Source organism: Psychrobacter piscatorii (assembly GCF_904846415.1).
GTDB lineage: Bacteria > Pseudomonadota > Gammaproteobacteria > Pseudomonadales > Moraxellaceae > Psychrobacter > Psychrobacter piscatorii.
Window position 1 is genome coordinate 1 of record NZ_CAJHAR010000040.1, and the last position, 18484, is coordinate 18484.

Genomic DNA, 18484 nt, shown 5'->3' on the forward strand with positions numbered 1-18484 from the left:
GACTGAGCAAGCGTAAGCTATGCCACCTGTTTGGTGTCGTTAGAAGCAGCTACTACTATGGTATTAAGACTAAGCCTATTGATATAGAACGCGTCAAACTCAAAGCATTAATACGTCAGATATTCAACGACTCCAAGCAATCGGCTGGCGCTCGCACCATTGCCGCTATCTTATGGAATGAGCATAACATCAGGCTGACGCGTTACTTAGCCGCCAAGCTCATGGAGCAAATGAATCTGGTCAGTTGCCAGCTTAAGACACACAAGTACAAGCACGCTGATCAAGCGCATAGAACCCATGACAATATATTAGACCGCAGGTTTAGCCCAGATGCGCCCAATCAAGTCTGGACGGGGGACGTGACTTATATTCGTATTAAAGGCGGCTGGTGCTACCTAGCCGTAGTGTTAGATTTGTTTGCCCGTCGTGTCGTGGGCTTCGCTGTCTCAGACTCTCCTGACAGTATGCTGACTGCTAAAGCACTACAGATGGCATATCAGACGAGACTTAGACCCAGTGAGGTGCTGTTTCACTCAGATCAAGGCACGCATTATACTAGTAAAGCGTTCGCTGAATCCGTGGCTAGTTGTGATGGTATGAAGCAAAGTATGAGCCGAAAAGGTAATTGCTGGGATAACGCACCTACCGAGCGCTTCTTTAGAAGCTTTAAAACGGAATGGATGCCAAAGGGTGGTTATGAAGATATCTTTGAGGCTAAGAGTGCTATTACTGACTATATCTGGGGCTATTATCAAACCGTAAGACCGCATACTTTCAACAATTATTTAACACCAGCTGAAACAGAGAGACGCTACTTTAATAAAACCTCTTATCGGGTGTCCTAAATTAGTTGACCACTACAGTACTGAAGAAATCACTAATAAAGCTTTCTTCCTGACTATTAATAGAAGATGACGATAGATCAGATTCAGCATATTTCTGCGCTGTGATGTTACATAGCTCGATTAAGAAAGCTAGTGCTTTCATAGGATGGTTTTGAAATAAATACTTGAATGGCCCTTTTGCACCACTTGCAGGTGATAGCTCCCTCATCTCATCAATTCCAAAAGACTCTTCCACATCAATATTTCTAGATAATCCAAATATTGAAAGGTCTTGTTCCTCTACCTCCTCTAATAACCACTCATGCATGGCTAACTTGATCACAAGGTCAGGACAGTACTTACATAGAATGGGAGTATTCAATCCATTAAGAGCTAAACCTACTAATTCATCAACATATGGCAATCTTATGGGATTATTCTTGACAACAAGAACGTCTTGCAAAATTAGCTCATTAAATTCTGTTTGAATTGCTGGTACAACTTTCAATAATGCGCTAATTATCTCTTTGCGTTGCTCTTTATCTCGATAACTATTTTTTAAAGGTTCTAGCAACCACATAGCTAATAACCCAACTGTTTTTGCAGCTTCAGGTAAGTCATCAAACATATTAATAATACCGCACCATTCTTTGATTACTTCCGTAATATGCTTACGAGTTGCTTTACTTAAGTCATTTCTCACTGAATAAATAAAATCAAAAAGTGCTTCCCACCCTTGACCATAAGGAGTCAGAAATAAAGAAGTTAGCATGTCATGCTTATCAACTTGCTTAATCAGTCCAGCAAAACGAGGATGTGGATTTGGCCTTTGACAAGTTATCCTGAGAATAAAACAGAATCTTATTAAAAGCTCGCACTCATTTTGAAGTAACTGAGGCTTTAAAGTGTGTAAAAAATCTTCTGGTGCATCATGTTGTAATATTGCAGCAATAGTTTCATCTTTCCAAAAGCTCTCGACGTTGCTACTAAAAATGCTTTCTATAAAATCGTTAATTGATTGGTCGTACTTTAGCTTTTCATATAACCATAGCCTGAAAGCTCTACTAATTGCAGGCTCACTACCTATAGACTCTAAAAAACTTGATAATTCATGTGATTTTTCGACATACTCATCTTCAATAAACCTTTCTAACGCCCAATCTTCCAACACATCATGGGATAGACTTATCAATGAAGAAGACTCATTCCTATTAATTAAGTTATCTTCTTCTAGCTTCAAGATTGCTTCAGGATCAAAGTTTCTATCAGATAATCCATACACCATCTTTTTCGCACGTTGTTTAGCAACTTCGATAAACGTATTTCTACGTCTTAATGGCATACCAGAGTTACGATATGATTGCTTTTCAATCACTGAAGACCATACAACATTCTTAAACTCTGTTTCTGTACCACCTGATATAAAATCTGCACCATTACTAAAGGCTGCTACAGCAATCTGAATAAAAAATGGTATCTTAATAATATCTACTAATGCACTGTTATTGATCAAGCTATTGAGCTGTGGGATTTGTTCGCAGACCTCATTGAGTTGATCTTGGTTAAAACCTTTAATGTTGATACTATTGAATCGTATACCTCTGGATTGAAGGTAATTAATTACTAATTGCTGATAAGCATAATCACGTCCAGTAGCTATAATTTTCCAACCTGTTTGGTTATTGATAAAACTAAGCAAGTCAGTGAAGGCAGATGTATTATCAAATTCTAAAACCTTTTCCAAAGATTCAATGACTAGAATTTTCTCATTGACAAGTGAGAAATATCCTTCAATCTCGCCTAAGGTAGATTTCATACCCATAGATGCAAAAACGTCATTAATATGACTATTATCTAAATCTTCTGCTCTAAGATAAAAGACTGGTACGTCTACACTCTTTAAATCTATATAGTCTTTTACAACCCCTGATTTACCAGTTCCTCTAGCTCCTGTGACAAATAGAAAGTCACTATCATAAAAACTTTCTGTTATTTGCGTTAGCTCTGCAACTCTATCTATATGAGTTTCCCTAATTGAGCTAGATATTGCTTGAAGGATATATTCACTACGTTCTCTCAGTTTTAGAAGGTCATGTTCAAAATCTACTTTGCTCTTAGCTTGGAATAATGAATTTACCTCTTCAGAAATATTATTCTGAGTTAAGACTCCTGCATTTTGATTAAATTCTTGAACCCAAGTGATTATTTTTGCTAAGACAAGAGAGGGTGATTCTTCTGTGTAACATTCAATGAGTGAGCATAGTAGACTTGCAATCACTGAATACTCATTATCTAAATCGAATCCAACGAGATGGAATACCTTCAAAAACTGCCATAATTCATCGTCTGATATTCGATTGCCATCATTTGCATGAGTAAGCTGTGTTCTAAATTTTTCAAGTCTCTCTAATTTGGTTTTACTAGTGAACCCTACGGTATTTACCTTTTTGATAAAATCAGTTGAGGTTGAAGAGTACCTAGCCCATTCTAATATTGGCAGTGTGTTATTGATATCCACCTTATGCAATTGACCCGTTATCAATGCAATTGAGTCACTTTTAGGGTCAAAGTCATCACTCTTAAAATCCTCCCATCCACTTTTAACTACCTCTTCAAATACTGACTCCTCAGCCCCACTTATGGTTATTTCATGCTTAATTTGTGCGTATAGCCTACTTTCTTTATTGGAAGCATCTGAAGCTACTAAAACAAAATCATCAGTATTTACACCATCGTATTTATTTTGAAATTTTAGTTCTTTAGCTCTCATGTTCTTCGATAAACATGGAACAAAGGATTGTGTTAAAAGTGATATAGCAAAAGCTGCTTGGACTCTTGTTTCGAAATTAACTCCACCACCGCCTGTAGAGAATGGATTGCTCTGTTTTTTTAACTCTAGGCTCATATCTATACTCTTCCTGAGGGTGGAATTTCTTTGTCAAAAGGACGTAATATTTTACTAGTTTCGTTCTTTGATGGTAGTTCATCATCGCTACAATCAGCACCCTTATCAATGTCCGAAACCTGTATACCCTTCTGCCTTATATTAAAAGCAATTTGCTGCCAACGCCTCAACCATAACTGCTCTTTCTGCTTGTAATTTTCTAGCTCTATCTTAGTTCGCTCTAGTTCAATCAATACTTTTTGATATTCATCTTCAGTCTGTTTTTTTGACTTTACAAGACCACCAGATAACGCTTGCTTAGCATTGTCATAGGCTGCCTTTACCTCTGACTTAGCTTGCAATGCTTGTCTACTAAAACCAAATTTATCGACCAGTATCTGCCAAGTTAGCTTTGAACCAAGCTCACCCATAGCCCACTTATCTAACTCTCTAACAATGGAAACAATATCTTCATTAGAAATATGACGAAACTTAGACATCATCAGTCTCCTTTAGATATTGATATGGATCAAAGTTCTCTACACCGTAGTCAGATAACTGCCTCCCTAGTGTTTCAAGCTTTTTCTCATTGTGGAGTATCCAATCGCTACTTTTCTTAGGCTTTTTCGACTTCGCTTGATCGTTTACAGTTTCTTGAGCAATAGTAGTCAATGAGAATAGCCGTTTAACCTCCTCAATGCGCTTAGAATCATCCTTAACCCATACATAGTCCTTACAGTCAGCAGAGCACTGCAAATGCCTCTCACAAGGCATTTGAGAGAAGTTATGAATACAAAGACCTGTCCCTACATCATGCACAGCTTTTATACGAGCTTTTAAAACAGCATCTTGATAGTTAATAGGCATTACTTTGATTTGTTCCGCAAGCTTACCGCCAATTGTGCCATTTTTAATATCTTCTCTTAACATCAAAGCTTTTTTTTCAGGACTTGTATGTTGATAAGCTTTGGTATCTCTTGGATTGCTTCGACCGAACCACTCAGTTTGTAGTAAGTCACTCAATCCACCTTCATCGAGTAACGTGTTCATAGTGTGGCGGAATTTATGACTGGTAAAGTCAACTTCTGTATATTTGCTAGCGTACTCTTTAGACAGCTCGGGAAAGTATCGTAAAAATGTCGCTATCATTGAATGACTGCAACTGGTAGCAAGCCAATGAGCGTAAGCTCCACTAGAAAGTCCCAACTCCCTAATAAATAATAAGTCTGCTAAAAAGTACTTCTTACCTTGCTGATCAATATGTATAGCCTCAATCGATCTAGGCTCAAAATACTTAGAACAATACTGCTTAAGTGCTTCTTTATCTGTGTAAAAAATCTTTCTGCCATTATTTATTTCTTCTTGCGCTAGATTATTTTGTCTTATCCAACCAGAAGTCATGAGAAGCCCAGTACTTAATCCTATCTTCTCAAAGTCTTTAGTATAAAACTTTCTGCTATCTGACTCTTTTTCCAAAAACCTTAGATCAGCTCCACCTGTTTGTTGCATTTGCTTAGCAACAGCACGCGGAGTTTTGCTTAACTCAATTGCTTCTTCTATAATTTCTTTTACTATGGGGGCAATATCAGTGGGCAAGAAGAGTCTTTCAAGAGGAGTAAGCGTATTACCCAAGCTTGATTTCCTCGGAAAATAAGTAATATAAAAATCCCCTTTATCATCCTCACTTATTTCTTGAAAAGGCAATAAAGACACTTCGCTTAGCCTTCTACCTGTCAGTATCAACATACTTAACAATAGAATGTATAAACGATATTTATGGTTTTTAGGTACGTTTTGGTAAAACTCGCCTATCACTTGATAGACTAAAGGATCAACCATTTTTTCATTGTTAGTAGAACCTCCCGCCTCAGGAGTATCTATTCTTTTATGCTTTACTCCACCTGTACTATCAGGTCTTTTCATTCTAGAGAATTTATAATCAAAGTAATTATGGCACAACCCATTACTGTCACAGTGAGCAGCAAACTCACCTACAGCTTTATGAAGGTTATATGCTGTTGAATCCGCATAATGCTTTGAAATAATGTTGCAAGCATTATCTAGCACCTCAGGGGTAAGCTGAAAAAAGCTTTGGTTTATTTGATTGGCTGCATAGTAAATATAACCTACTGCCGTTATAAAGTTACGTTGATTAGGTATAGCTTGATTTTTTCTATGAAACCTAAGGACGAATAGGGCTTTTGCAACGTCAGCCCACTCATTTTTGAGCGTCCCATCTCCAAGTTTAGGTGGTAGTACAAAATCAATTGTAGCCTGTGTGTTATGTTTGCCTGTTTGATTTACTAAGCGTCCTCCAGTGATAATCCATGGCGAATCTTGCCAAACTACAGACTCGAAACCTTCAAGCTTTAACTTCTTGGCTAAATTGATCAAACTGAGAAGGTTGGAGGCTCTATCGTCCTCAACAGTGACGAAGGATATAACTTTGATTTTTCTTTTTGATCTATTATCAAGCATCTCATGCTTCCTTGCATAATTTTATTACGTTCGAAACAGCTAGTATTACATCGTCTAATTGGATGCCAAGTCTCGCATTCTCATACTTCTTAAGTCGTTTTTCACGCCCTTCAATTAGGTTGCTAAGTACATGCTCGTGATCAGCAGACCTATATGGTTGGAATTTTGGACAAAGATAACATGAAAAAGGTGGGTCTAAATGGCAAACCTCTAATTCCCCACAGACCCCAATGCTAGTTTGTTTTTCTGGAGAATATTCATCTACAAACAGCAGATGCTTTTCATCAATGTCACCATTAATAGCTTCATTATCACTGTTGATAACATTGCCTTTGAATAAAGATACGTACTCCGAAAACTGACTCGCTAATGCCTTATCTAAATGTGCAACTATGCTGCTCCTAGTATCGTAATAACATTGGACAGAGCCAGTATCACTGTGGTCTAGAATCCTTGCAAGCTCCATCATACTTGCCCCTTCGGAAGCTAAAGCAGATCCTAATGTATATCTAAACCTTCTTAAAGATACATTCAATAGACTACCAGTCAATGGTGATATAATTTTATGACGTAGTACAAATGACTTGGATAAAGCTGAAATCTCACTACTCATCATATTGAAAATATCATCAGTAGAATTAGATCTTTTAGCGTAAGTATTCCCTTTAACCTTAATAAAAAGAGGTCTTTCGTTTGGCTTTATATATTGTCTAGAGTTATAGACCAGCTCTACGTCTTTATTAGCTAGGATTAAGTCTTCGATGATTTTCCCAAAAAATGGATCAAGATACTCCTCTACAAAATCATCACGAGGGTTTAATTGACGTTTTTTTATACGAGGTATTTTTATCACATAACATGGGTCATCTTTGTCAAAAGGACTTAGCTTAGATAAGTCACTCTCTTTCAAGTAAGTTAAGTTCGCAGCGTTTCTTCCAAATGCGATGGACAGAGCCATCACAGCTCTTTGTTGAAGATGTTTGAAAGAATCGCTTGTGTCACTTTTAAGAGCGTCAATGATCAAAGGAAGCTCAAGAGTAGGGTCAAGTTGGCCGTACTTAGAATCTGCGTTTCGTACATTATGACCTTTCGGATTTGATGGTATAGTCATACCTTTGAGTTGTGTAGCATATTGCTTACAAAAACCAAGTTCTGGATGATTCTGAGCTGACCATATATACCATTGTATCGGGCGAGACAAAGCCCATAGACGATGATCTTTTTTTGCCATATTTATAGATTTTTCAAACGCATCAATTAGATATTTTTCAGGAGAGTTGGTACAAATATTATTAACATGAGGAATTATTTCTCTTAAAACATCGTCGAAAACAACTAATCCTGCATGGGTTGATGTCACTCTAGCTTTATAAGAGACATAGTGTTTGAGAGCATCTTTAAAAGGTCTTGTAGGTAATCTATTAAAGTTAATAGTACTACTACGAGAAGAATATGGTAAGTGCCATTGTTCTTCTGAAATATCGACAATCTTACCTTCTCTTGTAGTAATAGTTTGAGCGCCTACGTCTTCCTGAGTCAGCAAACTTAACTGTTCCATTAATTATTTTCCTTAACTAAACTACATTGATATTTTCGCAACGCTTCTTTTGCACTTTCCTCGACTGCCTGAGCAATATATACATCCTGAGAACTGAGACTAGAGTCTCCTCTTAAATGAGCTAAGGCCTCTCTACGACGCTGCTCTGATAATCCAGCCTCTCTCATTGCTATCTCCATTCTAGAAGAAAAAGTATGTCTCAAAGACTTAGCACTCAAATTCTCAGGCAAGTCTTGGCTATATTTGCTTCTCAATAGATGAAAAAACTGAGTTATGGATGCTTGTGATAAAGGCTCGCCTTCGTCGCTCAGGATTAAATAATCAGACTCTAGTTCTGACTTGTCTTCTAGAATCTCTCTTAGATCAACTATGTACTCATTTAAACACTTGACTAGCTCTGAATTCTCAATTGGTAATAGGCGACCATTGCGCTTTACTTGTGGTCTGGGCTTTCTAATATCACCAAGGTCAGGCTTTCTACGGACAATACTTACCGAAGATATACTTCCAATAGTAATATCCTCTACTCTCAAACTAAGAAGCTCACCTGGACGTAACCCACAATAAATCATTAAGCCAACCGAGATAAAGTTTCTATACTTTACTGCCTCATTGTTTCCAAATGAATGTATAAATGTGGGATCTAATATATTCATTAGAAAGTTAGACTCTTCTTTACTAAGTCCTTTTTTCAAATGCTTTATGCTTGGCGGTGCAGAAATAAATGAGCTTGAAAGCCATTCGTTGAAAACACTTTTTCTTTCACTAAGACTTTTAAACTTATTGGAAGAATAAGGTAACTGAGATATCAATACACTCATATACCAGTTTATAAACTGTCTGACAGTAGTAAGACGTTGGTTAAAAGTTATGGGTGAAACAGCCTTAGACTGATCTCTGTCCTGTCTTAGCTGCTCAACCAATACTGAGTTGATCTGAGCGGAGTTAAAAGATACTGGATCGGTAAGTTTTTTCCTTAGATCAATTTGTTCGCGATACAGCCATTTATATAAAATAGAAAGCTCTCTCGCATTACGAACTAATGTATTAGTGCTTTTATCACGACGAGATAGTAAATATTCATTAGGCGCAGGAATAGGTAAACCATCATAATCCAGTATAATCGGAATCTGTTCTCCAGTTGGATGCGTAACTACTTTAACTTTCATTAATCTCACCATGATATAATTTTACTTATTTTATCTTATAACAACTTATAAATTAACACTAATAATATTATAACAACTTGTATATTACTATTAAAAAATAGCCCTGAATCTTATTCTCAATACTTACACTAATAAAAGAATATAATTCAGGGCTAAAGCTTACTAATACTGGGCTATCAGGTAATACTTATCTAACTATCTTTACACTTTGATTCTTATAAGATTTAGAACGGAATATCATCATCTACAGGACCATCTGGCATCGCCGTAGGCTTAGATTGCGCAGGTTTTTGCGCGGGTTGATTAAACTGGTTTTGCGGCGCAGGTGCATTTTGGTTATTAAAGCTGTTCTGACCACCACTCGGTTGGTTATTGTAGCCACCTTGCTGTGCTGGCTGATTACCTGCTTGCTGACCAAAGTTATTTTGGTTGCCATAAGTGTTTGAATTCTGTCCACCTTGATTGTTACCAAAGCCGCCGTTATCGCTTTGACCGCCACTGATACCATCAAGCATCTGCATTTGCTCAGCGCGAATCTCAGTGATATAACGGTCTTGGCCGCTTTGATCTTGATATTTACGCGTACGCAAGCTGCCTTCGATATAGACTTTGCTGCCCTTACGCAAATACTGCGCGGCAATTTCGCCTAAACGATTAAACAGTGAGATACGATGCCACTCTGTTGCTTCTCTTTTTTCACCGCTTTGTTTATCCGTCCACTGCTCAGATGTCGCAACCGAGATATTGGTTACGCTACCGCCATTATTGAACTGGCGTGCCTCAGGATCTGCTCCAAGGTTACCGATAATGATAACTTTATTAACTCCGCGCATGATACCGTCCTTTTACTTATGAATAATTATTCGATAGAAAAAATAATTCCTATCAATGATATGATTTTACTTTAACCAATTTTTGTTCGAATATCTACAGTCTAGCTATGATAAACGTCAATCTATGTCGCTTAGGTATGCAAGATAAAAGTTTAACCAATAAACACGCCACTATTTTGCCATTTTAAAATAGACATGAACACCGTCCGCTTATCCTTTTTAAGTCGTTCCTCACGCTCTATCTGTTACTGAGTATCAGTGTTTTTGCGATGCATGCTTAACGTCACGCTGCCTAACTCGACGCCAAACTTTGTCATGACTGAACGATTGAGCATGACATCGTCATTGATAAGATATATCCAATCGTCAAAATTCACTTTGTAGGTTTTGTCCTCAACCGGCAGGTTTAATACATAATCCCAATGCAGGGTATTGCCTACCACATCGCCGGTTGCCTCGCCAACGACGTCGCCTGCTGTGCCAATCCAGCGTCCATCGCTTTGCTCAGTCAGTCGCCATATACGCTGCGATTTTGATCCATCTGCCCACGAGAACTTCTCGTTTAAAACGATGACGTCATCGCCTTCGTGAGTTGCATCGATATCGACATAAAAGCGTTTTTTGACCTCACCGTTACGCCCTTGAAACATACCCCAACCCTCGATTTGACCTGAGAAAAACTCATGCATATCAAACGTCGGTGTGGCGTTCTGATAGGTTTGAATATTTTGCGTGGCACAGCCAGAGGTCAGTAGCGTGGCTGACAGTCCAAAACCTATTGCTAGCTTATTAAATTTACTCATATTAATTCCTTTTAAATTGAGATAAAGATTTGGCGGTCACTGATTAATAATGGCGGCCTACGGGGTTATTGTCTAATTAGTTATGCCTATTTATTCTTATTGCTATAACCCTAAAATATTGCCTATATAGCATATTAAATATCTAACGGACTTTGCGCCAAACTCGATAACTGCTGACGTGACTCATCTGTTATTTGGGTCTTATCTAACTTGAGATAAGCGACCTGTTCTTTTGCCATGACGACCAGCTCATCAACGCCATCGACTGCCAGCATCTGCCGTGACCAGTCTTGGATATTGATGTTTTTGGGAATTGTGACTGTCGTGCTTGATAAATAAGGTGGCTGGGCAATGGGTATAATCAGCAGCAATGCGATGCCCATGACAAGTGCCAATAGCCCCCATGCCAGCAAATTGGACTGATTTAATAACAACCCGCCCATCGCGCCACCAACGAACGCCCCAAAGAACTGGCTAGATGAATTAAGCCCCATCGCGGTTGCTTTATTGGCGACTGGTGCACGCTTAGATATCCAAGATGGAATCGTCGCCTCAAGCAAATTAAAACCCATAAAATACAGTAGCAATCCAAAAATAATACCAACACCAATCTGACTACCAAAGGCAAGAAATGCCAAGGCTGCGGTCATTACTGCAATGGCGCTCAAAAATACTTGGCGCATTTTACGTTTCTTTTCGGCAATGATGATAAAAGGAATCGCGACTGCGAAACCAACAAACAAGAGCGGCAAATAAACCATGCCTTGCTGACTCACTGACAAACCCATGACGTCCTTGAGCTGGTGCGGTAGTATGACAAATATGGCGGTCATCGTTAGATGTAGCGCAAAGACACCAATATGTAAGCGATTCAAATCCCCTACCTTTAGGACGGTCGCTAACTGCTCGCGAATCGACTTGTTGTCCAGATTGTGCTTGAGCACACGTAAAGGTGTGGGAACCATCAGCAATAGCAGCATAGCTAAAACAGCAAAACCTGCCGTCAGCCAAAACAACCCCGAGATACCAAGCGCACCGACCAATAAAGGGCCAAAAGCAAAAGCAAGCATAATGGACGTTCCAATGGTCAAACCCATTGTCGCCATTGCTTTGGTACGCATCTCCTCACGCGTCACATCTGCCAATAATGCCATCAATACGGCAGAGACCGCACCACTGCCCGCCAGCGCTCGACCGATAATCACCTCATAGATATCCGTCGCATTTGCCGCAATCATGCCGCCGACTGCAAACAGGATTAACCCCAAAAATATAATCGGTTTACGCGGGAATTTATCAGCGGCAAGGCTCATCGGTATCTGAAAGATCGCTTGTCCTAGTCCATAAATACCAACTGCCAGACCAATCAAAAACGGCGTCGCGTGTGCATAATTGTCACCATAAACAGAAAACACCGGCACAATCATAAATAAGCCAATCATACGCAAGGCAAAGATGCCACCGACTCCGAGGATTGCCCGTTTCTCTACGCTATTCATACTTGCCTCACTGATTGATCATTGCTGTTTTTTCACTGCTGGTACTTGTACTGCACCATGATTTATCACTACTGGTTTATCAAGGCGCTGGCCTATAAATCAAGCCCCCTAGTATAAGACATTCGCCGTTTGGTTGCCGAGACTTTTGTCTTACTGACGCAGCCGCCCGTAGCGCATCAACCCAAGCCATTCATATTACGCAATTATTTTGTTACCAACTGCGTCAGATGCGCAATCACACCTTGAATAATGCGGTCGCCATAACAATAAAGTAAGGCGTTGTAAACATTATTAGTCATTAGCTCGAACGACCGTTCAAACGACAAACTCCTCTACAAAATGACATTTTTGGTCAAAACCATAACAAACGATGCCTGTTACTTAACAGGGATTTGATTTAGATTTGCTTAGTCGAACAGACATCAATCGCATCAAAGACTGCAAAATAAGCAAACAGTAAATTGGCATTTATAGCCCTTACTTTACGAGCGTATGAACACTTTATAAAAGCACTATTTATAACCATATTTTTTATAACAGAGCTATTTATAACAACATTATAAATTTAGAAATCATTCGCGTTTTTAACCAATAATTTTACTGATCTGTATTTACCTTTTCATTTGAGATATTTCCCAATACTCTTTTAGCAAATAGGAAACCCATAAACGATGGCACATGACCATATCGCAATACGCGGCGCACGTACTCATAATTTAAAAAACATTGATTTAGACATTCCACGAGATAAATTCGTGGTAATCACTGGCTTGTCAGGCTCTGGTAAGTCGTCACTGGCATTCGATACGCTATATGCCGAAGGGCAACGTCGTTATGTCGAGAGCTTGTCGGCATATGCGCGTCAGTTCCTCTCGCAAATGGAAAAACCGGAAGTCGATAGTATCGAGGGTCTCTCCCCTGCGATTGCCATCGAGCAAAAATCGACCAACCATAACCCACGCTCAACCGTCGGTACGATTACCGAGATTTATGACTATCTGCGTCTGCTCTACGCACGTATTGGTACGCCGTATTGCCCTGAACATGGCGAGCCGATGGTCGCACAGTCGGTCACCGAGATGGTCGATCAAGTCATGGCCTTGCCAGAAGATACCAAGATCATGATCTTGGCACCGGTGATTCGCGAGCGTAAAGGCGAGCATACTGTTTTACTTGAACAGCTGATTGGTCAAGGTTTCGTGCGTGTGCGCGTCGATGGTGATGTCTATGACACCGATGAGCTACCGACCCTCGATAAAAAGAAAAAACACACCATCGAAGTGGTGGTCGATCGCTTTAAGGTCCGTGATGATTTGGGCAACCGTGTCGCTGAAAGTTTAGAGACGGCGCTACGTTTGGGTCAAGGGCTGGTCACGCTACACTTTATGGATGGCAGCCCAAAAGAAGGCGGTGACGACAACCAAGTCATGTCAGCCAAGCACTCATGCCCTATCTGTGATCGCGCTGTACCTGAGCTTGAGCCGCGTATGTTCAGTTTTAACAACCCATACGGCGCGTGTCCAAGCTGTGACGGTCTGGGCAAACGTCAATATTTCGCGGCTGAAAAACTTATTACCCATCATGAAAAATCGCTTAATCAAGGCGCAATCAATGGTTGGGATAAACGTCATGCCTACTATTTTGGTTTGCTTAGCACCGTTTGTAAGCACTTCAAAATCGATATGGACATGCCGTGGCAAGATCTATCAAAAGCGCAGCAAGACATCATCATGCATGGCTCTGGTAAAGAAAAACTGACCTTTAACTTTACTGATGAGCGCGGCCGTAAGACAAACAAGACCGTACCATTTGAAGGCGTGCTTCCTTACTTAGAGCGTCGTTATGCTAAGACGCAAAGTAATCTCGTCCGTGATGAGCTGGCTAAATATCTGGCTGATACCACTTGTAATGTCTGTGATGGTGCGCGTCTCAATGAAATCTCGCGTAATGTGCGTGTTGATGACCAGACCATCGCTGACATCGTTAAGCTCTCTATTGGCGACTCTGCGGACTATTATAAAACCCTAAAGATTGACGGTCACAAAGGCGAAGTCGCGGAAAAAATCTTTAAAGAGATTAATGAGCGCTTAAACTTCCTCGTCAGCGTCGGGCTTGATTACTTGACCCTAGCGCGCTCTGCCGAGACACTATCGGGCGGTGAAGCACAGCGTATCAGGCTTGCGAGCCAAATCGGTGCAGGTCTCATGGGCGTCATGTATGTACTTGATGAGCCGTCCATCGGTCTGCATCAGCGTGACAATGATCGTCTGCTAAAAACCCTCACACGCTTGCGTGATTTGGGCAATACTGTACTGGTCGTTGAGCATGACGAAGACGCCATTCGCCAAGCAGATCATGTAATCGATATCGGTATCGGTGCGGGCGTACACGGTGGTCATGTGATCGCTCAGGGTACGGTCGATGACATCATGGCAAATAAAGAATCGCTCACTGGACAATATATGTCTGGTAAGAAAAGAATTGAGATTCCAACCGTACGTCATAAAGCCAAAACCATGGACGTCGAAGTCAAAGGTAAGGCCAAAGCTAAAAAAGTACCGATGACGATTGAGCTAAAAGGCGCATCAGGCAATAACTTGCATGATGTCGATTTGACCATTCCTGTCGGTGTCATGACCTGTGTGACGGGTGTATCCGGTTCGGGCAAATCAACCTTGATCAATCGTACGCTCATGCCATTGGCAGCGACGCAGTTAAATAACGCCTCGACGCTTATCGCGGACAAGCATGAGAGTATCAGTGGTCTTGAGCATTTGGACAAAATGGTCGATATCGATCAAAGCCCCATCGGTCGTACGCCACGCTCAAACCCAGCGACGTATACGGGCGTATTTACCCCTGTGCGTGAGATGTTTGCACAGACGCAAGAAGCGCGCGCTCGTGGTTACAAGCCCGGTCGCTTTAGCTTCAATGTCAAAGGCGGGCGCTGTGAGATGTGCCAAGGCGATGGTCTTATCAAAGTTGAAATGCATTTCTTACCAGATATGTATGTGCCATGCGATACCTGTGAAGGCAAACGCTATAACCGCGAAACCCTAGAGATTCACTACAAAGGCAAAAGCATCGCCGAAGTGCTTGATATGACCGTGGAGGATGCCACGGAGTTCTTCTCAGCGATACCTGCAATCTATCGCCGCCTGCAAGCGTTGATGGATGTTGGTCTTGGCTATATTCGTCTTGGACAGTCAGCGCCAACGCTCTCTGGCGGTGAAGCGCAGCGGGTCAAACTGGCGCGTGAGCTTGCCAAGCGCGATACCGGACAGACGCTCTATATCTTGGATGAGCCAACCACGGGTTTGCATTTCCATGATATCTATAAGCTGCTCCATATCCTGCATACCCTACGCGATAAGGGCAATACCATCGTGGTTATCGAGCATAACCTCGATGTCATCAAAACGGCGGATTGGGTGATTGATCTGGGCCCTGAAGGTGGTAAAGGTGGCGGACTCATCATCGCTGAAGGTACGCCTGAGGAAGTGGCGGAAGTGAAAGGCTCATATACGGGTGAGTTCTTAAAGCCAATGCTTGAGCAAGGGTTAAAAGACGTAAGCTAACATAAATCAGTGAATGATTGATAAAAGGCCACTCTTTCGGGAGTGGCCTTTTTCTTTTTATGAACCGTCAAAGGTATCTGTTAAGCGTCCAATGTTCCTTCAGATTTGTATTATAGATCTAACCCTTCGCGATCAACCATGTGCCAGCCAATCCCATAAATGAAGACCCTACTCGGTTAAATTTCTGACGCGCTTTAGGGCTTTTTAGACGTTTTTGCGCGTAACTCGCCATAAAGGCATACATCATCATGGCAATAATGGCGCAGCTAAAAATCACCAGACATAGAATCATAATATCTATGCCTGTCAGACTGGTTACTGGAAAAAAGCTCGGTAACAAGCTAATGTAGAATAAAATAACTTTTGGATTGCTAATAGATATCAAAAAGCCTGACATCACACTTTTTAAACCCTCATTCTTATTCTTTAACGCTATATCTCCAGTGATAATTTCACTTGGCACCGTCGTCCACATCTTGTACGCCAAGTAGAATAAATAACCTGCACCGACAAACTTAACGATAGTAAACAGTGTATTGAAATTGCTTGCTAATGCGCTCAGTCCATAAGCTGAGAATACCATGTAAATAGTATCGCCTGCGGCAAGGCCAATGATTAAGGGTAGCGCCGCCCAAGAGCCTTGTGTCATGGCTTTGGCAATCGTGGCAAACACACCAGGACCCGGCGTCATGATAAATATGAATACAGCAATGATGAAAGTAAATAGCTGGATGGTGGTAATGGTCATGACAGTCCTTTATATGTATATAAGCACTCAAGTATAATTGAAACGATAAACAAATTTCTAGTTCAGTATGATTGTTTTAGAATATTTATATGCTCAAGATACTTATAAGTGTCTTAATGCTGTTGTGATCCATAACATCTCTTTGATTAGTTAATTTGTCTTGGGGTTGAAGGTGATCGCATGATTATCGCTGAAGGCACGACTTAGGAAGTGGCGGAATTCAAAGAATCTTACATGGTTGTATTTTTAAAGCCTATGTTTGAGCAACGGTTGAAAAAAGTGAGTTAACAAAAACTAGTGAACGATTGATAGAAGGCTACTTTTTCTAACTGTTAGACTACTAGCTATAATTTTTAATTTGAAGTTTCATATATTTTAGGAGTCTTAAAATGAGAAGTGAATTTTTAGAAATATTGAGAGCATCCAAACCTAAAAATACTGACATTGTTGAACATGTATTTTCAATCTCTGATGATAAATTATTAGATTTAGCTATTGATTTATCTTTAGCTATAAGACCAGGTAATGCCCGAAAAGATAAAACTAAGCATTCTTTTATAGCTAATTCCGCTTTATCTGGTGGTGGTTTTCCTTGTGATTCTGTGGATTGTCGTGAACAGAAGTTAAACGAACTTGCAAGTTTCGCTACTTTATACAGCGATGGAGTTTTTATCCAAGACCCTTTTGAAAAAATACTTCTAAGAGAACCTTCAAGTCTAACAGACAGTGATCGGAAAAATATCATGTTCGGAATATTTACTTATCAGAAACTCTACCCCTTAATCGAAAGAGATATTGTTAAATTCGCTCAATCTACTGTCAGTTTATGCCAACACCACTTTGACACTACGGCTAGAGATTTACACCAAAAACAGTTATCGACTGAAGACAAAATCTATAAGGGCTTAAAAGATGCTTTTATAGCTCAATGTCAATTTGAAGTTAATATTACTAAAGGAAGTAAACAACCTTTTATAAAAGTAACTGGTCCTAAAAATTTAGTAGAACATGGCATTAGTTACCTTCACCTTAATGGAAACTGCAATGATAACATTCAATACATATTAAACTCTGAATCGTTGCCTTATATAATGAAAGATACTGAAATATATTTTACTAATATTATTGAAAGATGGATGAAGCCAGTCATAGATGACCTATTTTACCAAAAATGGCATGCTACCTTTTATGACACAAAATTATTGACAGACAATAATACCCAAATTGATATAGCTACTTCATCTATCAATTCCGAAAACTATACTCGTTCAGCAAGCCTTTATAGCAACTTTCAACATTTTATGCCTACTATAATGAACAGACCTTTAGACGAAATAATTGAATTTAGGATTAAAGAGACTGAATCATTTCTCGTATACAGAGATAAGTTAGACAGTCTCATCAAAAACTCTTACGGTTGGTCTCATACTCAAATACGTGAAATGTTTGAAGATGAACTTATGCCAGAAATAAATCAGATTAATTATAAAGTCAAGAACTGGAAGTCTGATTTACGAGTAAGCTCTAATGAAAAGCTTTTATTAGGTTTCGGTACTGTCGCAGTAGGATTGGTCTCTGGCATTCTTCCAGAAAATATTACCGAAATTATTGCTGCTGTGGGCGGGTACTCAGCTTTGGAAAGCTACAACAAATCATTAAAACCTGATAATGAAGCTAAAAATAACGACTTATACTTTTTATGGAAAATGAACAAATAATTATGCTTACTGAACTGGATAGATCATTTTATATACGTATAGGTTAATTTTGATGCGCAACTTATACTTGGCCTTAAAAGCAACGTAACAAAACACCCTAAGACTCGCCATTTCACCCAATTATAGAAAAGGTCTATGTTCTGTAATTAAGGCTGCTCATTACTGAATGTAGTTACTGATTTGGTAGCTCTATCCAACCTAGTATTTTCTTTACATTAGTCATCAGGGTCTATCCCTCTATATTGCAGGTCTTCTTTAATGTCATCTAGGGCGTGTCATCAATTAAGCCAAACGACACAAGAAACTAAGTGAATGGCACTAAGGAAATGACTGGCTAACTTATCATAGCGAGTGGCAATCGCACGATACTGCTTAATCTTGGCAAAGAAGTT

The 18484-nt window shown here is 39.9% G+C and carries 13 protein-coding genes; 3 read left to right on the plus strand and 10 right to left on the minus strand.

Annotated features, from left to right (window positions below; all coding sequences use genetic code 11):
* Positions 1–845, plus strand: an 845-nt coding sequence (locus JMX83_RS13430; protein ID WP_201602734.1) for an IS3 family transposase, incomplete at its 5' end; no start/stop codon positions are given.
* Position 846: 1 nt separating this feature from the next.
* On the opposite strand, the gene JMX83_RS13435 is transcribed toward JMX83_RS13430, so the two are convergent.
* From JMX83_RS13435 to JMX83_RS13470, 8 genes are all read right to left on the minus strand, one after another.
* The gene (locus JMX83_RS13435) at positions 847–3729 is read right to left on the minus strand and encodes a hypothetical protein (protein ID WP_201602737.1); all 2883 of its coding nucleotides are present in this window, start codon (positions 3727–3729) and stop codon (positions 847–849) included.
* Between the two features lie 2 nt (positions 3730–3731).
* Positions 3732–4208 (minus strand): protein kinase, encoded by a 477-nt coding sequence (locus JMX83_RS13440; protein WP_265089552.1) that lies wholly within the window; start codon positions 4206–4208, stop codon positions 3732–3734.
* Positions 4201–6186 (minus strand): integrase, encoded by a 1986-nt coding sequence (locus JMX83_RS13445; protein ID WP_201602740.1) that lies wholly within the window; start codon positions 6184–6186, stop codon positions 4201–4203. The genes JMX83_RS13440 and JMX83_RS13445 overlap by 8 nt, the downstream gene beginning before the upstream one ends.
* 1 nt (position 6187) lies before the next feature.
* Positions 6188–7744 (minus strand): site-specific integrase, encoded by a 1557-nt coding sequence (locus tag JMX83_RS13450; protein WP_201602743.1) that lies wholly within the window; start codon positions 7742–7744, stop codon positions 6188–6190.
* Entirely contained in the window at positions 7744–8913 is a 1170-nt protein-coding gene (locus tag JMX83_RS13455; RefSeq protein WP_201602746.1) for a tyrosine-type recombinase/integrase, read from the minus strand. The genes JMX83_RS13450 and JMX83_RS13455 overlap by 1 nt, the downstream gene beginning before the upstream one ends.
* A 224-nt stretch (positions 8914–9137) precedes the next feature.
* Positions 9138–9746: a single-stranded DNA-binding protein gene (gene ssb, locus JMX83_RS13460; protein WP_201602749.1), complete on the minus strand. Its 609-nt coding sequence runs from the start codon at positions 9744–9746 to the stop codon at positions 9138–9140.
* 245 nt (positions 9747–9991) lie between these two features.
* The gene (locus JMX83_RS13465) at positions 9992–10549 is read right to left on the minus strand and encodes a DUF3833 domain-containing protein (RefSeq protein WP_201602752.1); all 558 of its coding nucleotides are present in this window, start codon (positions 10547–10549) and stop codon (positions 9992–9994) included.
* Positions 10550–10683: 134 nt separating this feature from the next.
* Positions 10684–12048 (minus strand): MFS transporter, encoded by a 1365-nt coding sequence (locus JMX83_RS13470; protein ID WP_201602755.1) that lies wholly within the window; start codon positions 12046–12048, stop codon positions 10684–10686.
* Positions 12049–12719: 671 nt separating this feature from the next.
* On the opposite strand from JMX83_RS13470, the gene uvrA reads away from it, so the two are divergent.
* On the plus strand, positions 12720–15626 hold the full coding sequence (gene uvrA / locus JMX83_RS13475; RefSeq protein ID WP_201602758.1) for an excinuclease ABC subunit UvrA: 2907 nt from the start codon (positions 12720–12722) through the stop codon (positions 15624–15626).
* 118 nt (positions 15627–15744) lie between these two features.
* Here uvrA and JMX83_RS13480 read toward each other — a convergent pair whose 3' ends face one another.
* On the minus strand, positions 15745–16374 hold the full coding sequence (locus JMX83_RS13480) for a LysE family translocator (RefSeq protein WP_201602760.1): 630 nt from the start codon (positions 16372–16374) through the stop codon (positions 15745–15747).
* 389 nt (positions 16375–16763) lie between these two features.
* Between JMX83_RS13480 and JMX83_RS13485 the strand changes: the two genes are divergently transcribed.
* A complete protein-coding gene (locus JMX83_RS13485; protein WP_201602762.1) occupies positions 16764–18092 on the plus strand; it encodes a hypothetical protein in 1329 nt (442 codons plus the stop codon).
* Positions 18093–18370: 278 nt separating this feature from the next.
* Here the strand turns inward: JMX83_RS13485 and JMX83_RS13490 are convergent.
* The coding region (locus JMX83_RS13490) for a transposase (protein WP_162628550.1) at positions 18371–18484 on the minus strand (114 nt) is incomplete at its 5' end.

What these genes read in the sequence shown, in the direction of transcription:
- JMX83_RS13455 (WP_201602746.1), bottom strand. Translation starts at nt 8,913, where the DNA reads ATGAAAGTTAAAGTAGTTACGCATCCAACTGGAGAACAGATTCCGATT.
- JMX83_RS13445 (WP_201602740.1), bottom strand. Translation starts at nt 6,186, where the DNA reads ATGCTTGATAATAGATCAAAAAGAAAAATCAAAGTTATATCCTTCGTC.
- JMX83_RS13480 (WP_201602760.1), bottom strand. Translation starts at nt 16,374, where the DNA reads ATGACCATTACCACCATCCAGCTATTTACTTTCATCATTGCTGTATTC.
- ssb (WP_201602749.1), bottom strand. Translation starts at nt 9,746, where the DNA reads ATGCGCGGAGTTAATAAAGTTATCATTATCGGTAACCTTGGAGCAGAT.
- JMX83_RS13465 (WP_201602752.1), bottom strand. Translation starts at nt 10,549, where the DNA reads ATGAGTAAATTTAATAAGCTAGCAATAGGTTTTGGACTGTCAGCCACG.
- JMX83_RS13485 (WP_201602762.1), top strand. Translation starts at nt 16,764, where the DNA reads ATGAGAAGTGAATTTTTAGAAATATTGAGAGCATCCAAACCTAAAAAT.
- JMX83_RS13470 (WP_201602755.1), bottom strand. Translation starts at nt 12,048, where the DNA reads ATGAATAGCGTAGAGAAACGGGCAATCCTCGGAGTCGGTGGCATCTTT.
- uvrA (WP_201602758.1), top strand. Translation starts at nt 12,720, where the DNA reads ATGGCACATGACCATATCGCAATACGCGGCGCACGTACTCATAATTTA.
- JMX83_RS13440 (WP_265089552.1), bottom strand. Translation starts at nt 4,208, where the DNA reads ATGTCTAAGTTTCGTCATATTTCTAATGAAGATATTGTTTCCATTGTT.
- JMX83_RS13435 (WP_201602737.1), bottom strand. Translation starts at nt 3,729, where the DNA reads ATGAGCCTAGAGTTAAAAAAACAGAGCAATCCATTCTCTACAGGCGGT.
- JMX83_RS13450 (WP_201602743.1), bottom strand. Translation starts at nt 7,744, where the DNA reads ATGGAACAGTTAAGTTTGCTGACTCAGGAAGACGTAGGCGCTCAAACT.